The organism is Streptomyces klenkii, assembly GCF_003626645.1.
Taxonomy (GTDB): domain Bacteria; phylum Actinomycetota; class Actinomycetes; order Streptomycetales; family Streptomycetaceae; genus Streptomyces; species Streptomyces klenkii.
The window spans coordinates 397,558-405,762 of record NZ_RBAM01000008.1; the positions used below are offsets into that span (position 1 = coordinate 397,558).

The 8,205-nt window shown below is 72.9% G+C and carries 7 protein-coding genes; 3 read left to right on the forward strand and 4 right to left on the reverse strand.

Features of this window, described 5'->3' with window-relative positions:
- Positions 1 to 24 precede the first annotated feature (24 nt).
- Together D7231_RS21750 and D7231_RS21755 are read left to right on the forward strand one after the other, a co-directional pair.
- A complete protein-coding gene (locus tag D7231_RS21750; protein ID WP_199739423.1) occupies positions 25 to 1,674 on the forward strand; it encodes a type IV secretory system conjugative DNA transfer family protein in 1,650 nt (549 codons plus the stop codon).
- A 122-nt stretch (positions 1,675 to 1,796) separates the two neighbouring features.
- Complete coding sequence (locus tag D7231_RS21755; RefSeq protein ID WP_120757140.1) at positions 1,797 to 3,137, forward strand: amidohydrolase family protein; 1,341 nt, start codon at positions 1,797 to 1,799, stop codon at positions 3,135 to 3,137.
- Here D7231_RS21755 and D7231_RS21760 read toward each other — a convergent pair.
- The 4 genes from D7231_RS21760 to D7231_RS21775 form a co-directional block, all read right to left on the reverse strand.
- Positions 3,038 to 4,261 carry a serine hydrolase domain-containing protein gene (locus D7231_RS21760; protein ID WP_120757141.1) on the reverse strand — a complete coding sequence of 408 codons (1,224 nt, stop codon included), beginning with the start codon at positions 4,259 to 4,261 and terminating at the stop codon, positions 3,038 to 3,040. The two genes, D7231_RS21755 and D7231_RS21760, sit on opposite strands and share 100 nt — an antisense overlap.
- A 183-nt stretch (positions 4,262 to 4,444) precedes the next feature.
- On the reverse strand, positions 4,445 to 5,101 hold the full coding sequence (locus tag D7231_RS21765) for a response regulator (RefSeq protein ID WP_120757142.1): 657 nt from the start codon (positions 5,099 to 5,101) through the stop codon (positions 4,445 to 4,447).
- A complete protein-coding gene (locus D7231_RS21770) occupies positions 5,098 to 6,339 on the reverse strand; it encodes a sensor histidine kinase (RefSeq protein WP_120757143.1) in 1,242 nt (413 codons plus the stop codon). The genes D7231_RS21765 and D7231_RS21770 overlap by 4 nt, the downstream gene beginning before the upstream one ends.
- A gap of 49 nt (positions 6,340 to 6,388) precedes the next feature.
- Positions 6,389 to 6,952 (reverse strand): GNAT family N-acetyltransferase, encoded by a 564-nt coding sequence (locus tag D7231_RS21775; protein WP_120757192.1) that lies wholly within the window; start codon positions 6,950 to 6,952, stop codon positions 6,389 to 6,391.
- Between the two features lie 3 nt (positions 6,953 to 6,955).
- Here D7231_RS21775 and D7231_RS21780 point away from each other — a divergent pair, with 3 nt between their 5' ends.
- Positions 6,956 to 8,053: a hydroxyacid dehydrogenase gene (locus D7231_RS21780; RefSeq protein ID WP_241999841.1), complete on the forward strand. Its 1,098-nt coding sequence runs from the start codon at positions 6,956 to 6,958 to the stop codon at positions 8,051 to 8,053.
- Positions 8,054 to 8,205 lie beyond the last annotated feature (152 nt).

Sequence of the window (8,205 nt, forward strand, 5' to 3'; positions counted from 1 at the left end):
GGGACGGGGACGGGGGGACGGCGGATGAGCGACCGGCGGCCGGAGCGCGGTATCCCGGACGGGCTGCTGATGGCGGTCATCGGGCTGCTGCTGGGCATGACGCTGCTGGTGTGGGGGACGACGGGCCTGGCCGCCCTGTTCGCCCACGGCGGCTGGCCGGAGGGGGTCAGCCTCACCCGTACGCCCATGGCGCTGCGGCACCTGGTGATGCAGCCGCGCGACCTGCCGGCCGCCTGGCCGGACACCCCGGCGGAGAGCCTCTCGGGCTACGGCCTGTTCTGGGGCCTCCTCATCGGCGAGCTGCTGGCGCTGATCGTCCTGGGCGTGTTCGTGGTCGGCACGGTCGCGCGCTGGAAGGCGGTACGGGCACGGCGGCGGGCCGCCGCGGATTCCCTCGCGGGTGCGGCCTCCGGTAGCGGGAGCGGCGCGGACACGTCCTACGTGACAGGCAGGACCGCGGCCGAGGCACGGCCGGCAGACGCCCGCACCGCCGTGGAGACAAGCCCGGTCACCAGCCAGACCGCCCTCGGGAGCAGTGACCACACCAGGGCGTTGGATGCCGTCCCAGGCTCCACACAGTCGGACAGCACCGACGACAGGGCTGCTCACGCAGCCGGCATCTCCGGCGGAACTCCGGTACCGGGGTCCGGGACGGGGCCGGGCGGCCCCACAGGCATCCCGCCTGTGCCCGGGCCGCGTACGCCCGCCCCGCCGTCTACGGAGGCCCTCGCCGCCCGCCGCCCCGCAGGGGCCACCGCCCCCGGCGTCCGCTACGGTGCCGGCCGCGGCGACACCGCCGTCCGCGCCGTCCTGGAGGCGGCGGGCCCCGTGCTCGTCACGACGAGCGACGCCGCGCTGTGGGCGGCCACGAAGGACGCCCGCGCCAAGCTCGGCCCCGTGCACGTCTTCGACCCGAGCCACCTCCTCGACACCCCCGACCGGCTCCGCTGGTCCCCTCTGCGGGGCTGCACGACCCGGGAGACCGCGACCGCCCGCGCGGCCGCCCTGCTCGCGCCCGTACGCCCGCACAGCGCCCTCGACTCGGCCACCGCGGACGCCGCGGAGACGCTGCTGCGCTGCTGGCTGCACGCCGCCGCCGTGGACGGCCGGCCGTTCCGCCAGGTGCTCCGCTGGGCGCAGGGCGCGGCGGCGCACGAGCCGGTGCGGATCCTGCGGACGCACCTCAAGGCGGCGGGCGGCGCGGCCGGGGAGCTGGAGTCGGCGCTCACGGGGCATCCCGAACGCCGTGAGGCGGCGCAGGAGCTGACAGCGCGTGCGCTGGGCGCACTGTCGTCCGTTCACGTCCGCGACGCCTGCAATCCACACCGATCCGATGCCCTGGCATGGGAATCATTTGTCGCCGAGGGGGGAACCCTGTACGTGATGGGTGAGGCGATTGAGGATCCCCGCACCCGGCCGGGTGCGATGCCCCTGCTGACCGCACTCGTCGCAAGCGTGGTCGAGCGCGGCCGGGGCATGGCCGGAAGGTCATCTGCCGGTCGGCTCGACCCACCACTGACCCTGGTGCTGGACGATGTCGCGGCCGTCGCGCCCGTGCCCGCCCTCCCGGACCTCCTTGCGGACGGCGTGGCGCTCGGCCTGCCGACGTTCGCGCTCATGCGCTCGGAGGAACAGGCCCGCGCGCGGTGGCCGCACCGCACGCTCGTGGGGTAACGCTCGTGGGGTAGGCGTCGCGTCAGGTAGGCACCGGGTCCGGGTGGGCATCAGGTCCAGACAGGCATCAGGCCGGGCAGACGTTGCGGCAGGACCCGCGGCGGCCCGGAGAGGTGGACGGGATGGCAGAGCCCGGCAGGCGCCACGTCCTGGGTGGCGCGGCAGCGCTCGGCGGCGCGTTCGCCCTCGGCGGCGCCGCGGCGGCAGGGCGGGCCGTCGCGGCCGCGGGCGCCGCCGGCGCATCCGCCCGCCCCCTCGCCCTGACCCACGCGACGCTGATCGCCGCCCCCGGCGTGGAGCCGCCGCGGCCCGGCATGACGGTCGTGATCCGCGCCGGGCGCATCACGACGGTGGGCCGCTCGGCCGAGATCGCCGCGCCGCCGGACGCCCACGTGATGGACCTCCGGGGCAGGTACGTCCTTCCGGGCCTCATCGACTCCCGTACGGACGGCGATAGCGGCGACGGTGACAGCAATAACGGTGACGCCCCGCCCGTACGGAGGGGAGTGACGACTTTCGCCGGGTCCGGCAGTGCGCCCCTTGACGGCGTGCCTTCCCTATGGCCGGAGTCCGTGTCCGTACGGGACGCGGCGGCGGCCCGCCGGGCGGTGCGCAGGGCCGGGGAGGCCGGTGCGGCGTTCGTCCGCGTGCACCCGCGGCTGTCGCGCGAGGCGTACCTCGCAGTGGCCGAGGAAGCCGGCAGGCGGCAGCTTCCGTACGCGGGCCACTGCCCCGACGCCGTACCGCTCGCGGAGGCGTCGGACGCCGGCCAGCGGACCGTCGAACACCTCCACGCGCTCCTGCTGGCCGCCTCCACGCGGGAGGAGGAGATCCGGCGCGGCCTCGCGCGCGTCCGTGTCGCCGCCGGGGCCGACCCGTACGGTGACTGGCTCCGGCAGATCCACCGCCTGGAGTGGACGGCCGTCCACTCCTACTACCCCGACCGCGCGGACCGCCTCCTCGACCGCCTGGCCGCCAACGGCACCCGGATCACCCCTGCCCTGACGGCCCGCAGCGATCCCCAGGGGCCGGATGCCGCGCAGCTCCGCGGGATCCGCGCGCACCGCCTGCACCTGGTCGCGGAGCTGCACCGCCGCGGAGTGCCGCTCCTCGCCGGCAGCGCGCCGGGCGGGGACCTCCACGAGGAGCTGGAGCAGCTGGCCGACGGCGCGGGCCTCGGCGCCGCGGCGGCGCTCCGCGCGGCCACGGTCGAGCCCGCGCGGGCGCTGGGCCTCGCGCACCGCATCGGCACGGTCGCGCCGGGCAGGGCGGCCGATCTCGTCGTCCTGGCCCCGGGCGCGGACCCGCTGCGCGATGTGCGGGCCGTCCGCCGGACCGACGCGGTGGTCGTACGAGGGCGGCTCTACGCGGAAGGCGTCCCGACACCCGCCGCGATGATCCGGCCGACGCGCGAGTCCGGCGAGGCGTCCTCGCCCTTCGCGTCGGTGGAATTGACGGAGTAGATCAGCGACTCCTTCCCGTCCTGCGTGGCGGCGAAGCCGTTCAGGTAGCCGTAGCGGCTGCCGGTCTTGCCCCAGTAGACGGGGCCGTCCTTGGTGAGCTGGAAGCGCGCCAGACCGCTGCCGTAGACGGCGGGCTTCCCGTTCTCGTACTGCGGGACCCGCGGCACGGTGAACATCAGCTTCAGCTCCTGCTGCGGCACGACGCGGCCGGCGAAGAGGGCGGAGACGAAGCGGTCCAGGTCGGCCGTCGTGGTGATGAGGTCGCCGGAGGCCCACGTCTCGGACTGGTCCCACTCGGTCGTGTCGACGAGCCGGGTGGTGCCGTCGGCGTTCTTGAGCGCCTCGTAGCCGTGCGTGTGACGGCCCTTGATGCCGAAGCTCGTTCCGGGGCTGTAGGTGTCCTTCAGGCCGGCCCGGTTGATCACCCGGTCCCGCAGCTCCTGCTCGTACGTCCGTCCGGTGACCTTCTCGATCAGCAGCCCCAGCACGTTGTAGCCGATGTTGGAGTAGTGCTGCTGCGTACCGGGCGTGAACTCCATGGGCTTGCCGAAGCCGGCCTGGACGAGGGCGCGGTGGTCCCAGGTGGTGTAGCGGCCCTTGTCCCAGTCGGGGGTCTTCGGGGTGCCGCGGGTGTCCCCGCCCGGCAGGCCGCTGGTGTAGTTGAGCAGCTGCCCGACCTTGACGTCGGGATAGTGCGCGGGCAGCAGGCCCGGCAGGTAGTGCTGCACCGTACCGTCGAGGTCGAGCTTCTTCTCGTGGACGAGTTGCAGCGCGACGGCCGCCGTGAACGTCTTGGTGATGCTGCCCGCGCGGAACCGCTCGTCGCCCTTGACCGGCGTGTGCGTCCGCACGTCGGACTCCCCCGAAGCGCCGCTCCAGCGCAGGCCCTTGTCCATGTCCTTGTAGCGGACCTGGGCGGCGGTGGCGGCGCTGTCCGGCAGGCCGTCGATGGCCTTCTGAAGGGCGGCGGCTTTGCCGGCGTGCGGCGCGGAAGTACGGACGGAAGTGTGGGAGGAGGGCACGGTTATCGCGGATACGGCTATGGCGGGTACGGCGGTCGCGCCCAGAGCGATGGCGGTGGCGGTGGCCGTGGCGACGAGGACGGCGATTCTGTTGCGGCGCACGGTGGTTCCCCCTGGTGGTGACGGATGCCGGCTGTTCCCGACGAGTCAATCCTCACGATCCGCGCGGGCCGGCGAATCGCCGACGCGAGGGGTATCGGCTGCCGTCGGCCTCCCTCGCGCGAGGGAGGGTCTTTACGGGGAGTGCTTTACCGGGGGGTCTTTACGGGGAGGCCGGCGCGGTGGTCAGCCGCCGGGGGCGATGAGCCCCGTCTCGTAAGCGCAGATGACGGCCTGGATCCGGTCGCGCAGCCCCAGCTTCGACAGCACGTTGCTGACGTGGGTCTTCACGGTGTGCTCGCTGACCACCAGCTCGACCGCGATCTCCGCGTTCGACAGGCCGCGCCCGAGCAGCACGAGCGTCTCGCGCTCGCGGGCGGTGAGCGCCCCCAGGGCCGGCGCGGCGGTTGGCGCCGCCTGCCCGCGGCTGGTGAAGTCGGCGACCAGGCGGCGGGCCACGGACGGCGCGAGCAGGGAGTCCCCGGCGACGACGACGCGCACTGCGTGTACGAGGTCGTCCCGGCGCACGTCCTTCAGCAGGAACCCGCTCGCGCCCGCGTGCAGCGCCTCGTAGACGTAGTCGTCCTGGTCGAAGGTGGTGAGCATGACGGCCTTGCAGCCGCTCTCCGCGCAGATCGCCCGGGCCGCCTCGATGCCGTCCATGCGGGGCATGCGGATGTCGAGCAGGACGACGTCGGGAGCGTGGAGCCGGACGGCCGCCACCGCCTCGGCACCGTCGCCGGCCTCCGCCACGACCTCGATGTCCGGCTGGGCGGACAGGATCATCGCGAAGCCGCTCCGCACCAGCTCCTGGTCGTCGGCCACCACCACACGGATCGTCATCTCTCCCCCGTCTCCACTGTCTCTGCTGCATCCGCTGTCCCGGACGGCGAGGAGACCACGAGGGGCAGCTCCAGGCAAACGCGGTAGCCGCGACCGTCCGGCCCGGCCCCGGCGGTCGCCGTCCCGCCGTGGGCGGCGGCCCGCTCGCGGATGCCGATCAGGCCCCTGCCGCTGCCTTCGCCGCCGGGCTTGCGGACGCCGGAGCCGTCATCGGCAACGGTGACGGAGAGCCGGTCCCCACCGGCCCGTCCCCAGGCGAGCCGCACGGTCACGGCGCGCGCGTCGGAGTGCTTGAGGACGTTCGTCAACGCCTCCTGGACGACGCGGTAGACAGTGACCTGGGCGTCGGCGGCGAGCCGCCGCGGCTCGCCCTCCGTCAGCAGGGCCACGGGAATCCCGGCCCGCCGCACCTGCTCGACCAGGTCGTGGAGCCCGGCGAGGGTGGGCTGCGGCGTGCGCCGCGGGCCCGTGTTCCCGCTGGCCTCCGGGCTCTCTCCCGGCTCCCCCTCCTTGAGCACGCCGAGCATCCGCCGCAGCTGCACCATCGCGTCGCGCCCGGCCCCGGCGATCGCGTCGAAGGCCGCCTCCGCCCGGTCGGGATCCGACCGTACGACGAGAGGCCCGGCCTCCGCCTGAACGATCATCAGGCTGACGGCGTGTGAGAGGACGTCATGCATCTCCCGCGCGATCCGGGCGCGTTCCCGCTCAGCGGCCCGCTCGGCCTCCTGCTCCCGCGCCCGCTCAAGGGCGTCGGCGCGCGCCTCGACGGCCTGCGTGTACGCCTGCCGGGTCCGCGCCAGCACGCCCAGCACGTACACCATCGTGAAGAGGAAGAACGCGAAGAGGTACTCACGGGCGGTGTTGGTCCGGAGGGCGACCGCGACCGCGACGAGCGGCAGCCCGGCGACGATCGTCACCCACCGCTGCCGGGCACCGCCCTGCGCGGCCACCGTGAAGATCGCCACCAGCGGGCTGTACGGCATCGGCTGACCGGGCCCGTCCATCGGCAGATAGGCGAACCCGGCCAGGGTGATCGCCAGGAGGCACGTCAGCGGCGCCCGGCTGCGCCACAGGAGCGGCAGCACGGACAGCGTGGTCATCGCGTAGAACGCCCAGGTCGCCGGCGGCACATCGGCCGCGCGGGGCACCACGAAGGGGATGGTCACGGCGGCCTGGACCGCGGCGGCGATCAGCGCGTCGACGGCCCAGGGGCTACGGAACCGGATCCGGCGGAACATGAGTGGAGTATGAGCGGAGAATCAGAAGAATCGGGAGAGTCGGGGGAGTTCAGCCGGCGGGGCGGACGAGTTCGAGCTCGTACTCCTTCGCCAGCGGATCGTCAGGCATGGCCACGGTGAGCCCGGACGGCACGAAGCCGGCCTTGCGGTAGACGGAGAGAGCACGGCCGTTGTCCTCGTGGACGAAGAGGCGTATGCGCTCGACGGCGGGCTCGGACAGCTCCCAGGACCATGCGACGGCCGCGGAGAACAGCGCCTGGATGAGGCCGTTCCCGCGAGCCTCGGGGCGAACGAAGACACCGACGATGTGCGTCTGCGGTACGGACGGGGCACCGCCGAAGACGGTGTCCTCATCGGCGTCCGGAAGCTCGACCAGAACGGTGAGGGAGCCGTCCCACGTCCCGTCGGGCGCCTCAGCAACAAAGGTGATGACACTGAGCGCCTCGGAGCTCCCCCGGGCCCTCTCCTGCCAATAGCTGTCGGGCTGCGCGGAGGCCTTCTCGTAGGTGTCGAGGAAAGCGATGGGCGCCGCCGGATCCGAAAGCGCCACCAGCCGCAGCTCCTTGGACTTTTCCCAATCGTCCGCACGTACGGGCCTGATGATGTGCTCCATCTCTTGATCGTCGCCCTGGATGGTTGGCATGTGCAATGTGTTTTCGCTCTCGGCCGGGAGGGCAGGGGGCTGCCCATGACGGAAGCGCGCGCGGACGGTGTTGCGGTGGTCATGGGCGCGGAGGAACTGGGGGTGGTGATGCCCAGTGATCTGCGGGAGCGGCTGAGGGAGTTGACGGGCCGTGCGGTGAGCGTGAACGTCACCCCGGAAGGCCTGGAGAATCCGGAGCTGGAGGATGTGGAGGTCCTCGTCACGGGGTGGGGGTGCCCGCCGCTGACGAAAGCCGTACTCGACCGCGCGCCACGGCTGAAAGCCGTCGTCCACGCGGCCGGGTCGATCAAGTGGCTGGTGACGGAGGAGGTCTGGGCGCGCGGGATCGTGGTCTCGTCGGCGGCAGAAGCCAACGCGGGCCCGGTCGCCGACTTCACCTTGGCGGTGATCGCGCTCGCGGCGAAGGACGCCTTGCCGATGGCCGCGGCGTACGCGGACGGCCGCTGGCCGGCTTTCACGGAGAGGCGAGGAGCGGACGGCCGCACGGTCGGTGTCATCGGCGCCTCACGGATCGGCCGAAGGGTGATAGCCGGGCTACGGGCCTCGGCGGCCGGATACCGGGTGCTGCTCTACGACCCGTACGTGGGGACGGAGGACACCGAGAGGCTGGGCGCGACGGGCGTGGAGCGGGTGGAGCGGGTGGAACACCTGGCGGACCTGTGCCGGGCGGCGGACATCGTGACGGTCCACGCCCCGGAAACCCCGGAAACGCACCGGCTGCTGGACGGAGAGCACCTGGCCCTCATTCCGGACGGGGGGACGGTCATCAACACGGCGCGAGGGTCGATCGTCGACACGGAGGCGCTGGAGCGGGAGTGCGCGTCGGGGCGGTTGAGCGCATGGCTCGATGTGACGGACCCGGAGCCGCTGGAACGGGGCCGGCTGCTGTTCCAGCTGCCGAATGTGATGGTGACGCCGCACATTGCCGGAGCCCAGGGAAGTGAGGGGCGGCGGCTGGGTAGGTGGGCAGTGGAGGAAGTGGGGCGGTGGAGGAGGGGAGAAAGGCTGGTGGGAGAAGTACGGAGGGAGGAGCTGGGGAGACTGGCGTGAGGGTTGTGGGGATTATTAAGGGTGCCGGAAAACGCGAAAAAGCCCTGGCAGGAACTCTAAGGTTCCCACCAGGGCTTTCTCTAAAAATTGTTCGGCGGCGTCCTACTCTCCCACACGGTCCCCCATGCAGTACCATCGGCGCTGAAAGGCTT

Bases quoted from the DNA above. Each gene is read 5' to 3' on its own strand.
- D7231_RS21770 (WP_120757143.1), bottom strand. From the start codon at position 6,339: ATGTTCCGCCGGATCCGGTTCCGTAGCCCCTGGGCCGTCGACGCGCTG.
- D7231_RS21765 (WP_120757142.1), bottom strand. From the start codon at position 5,101: ATGACGATCCGTGTGGTGGTGGCCGACGACCAGGAGCTGGTGCGGAGC.
- D7231_RS21750 (WP_199739423.1), top strand. From the start codon at position 25: ATGAGCGACCGGCGGCCGGAGCGCGGTATCCCGGACGGGCTGCTGATG.
- D7231_RS21755 (WP_120757140.1), top strand. From the start codon at position 1,797: ATGGCAGAGCCCGGCAGGCGCCACGTCCTGGGTGGCGCGGCAGCGCTC.
- D7231_RS21775 (WP_120757192.1), bottom strand. From the start codon at position 6,952: ATGGAGCACATCATCAGGCCCGTACGTGCGGACGATTGGGAAAAGTCC.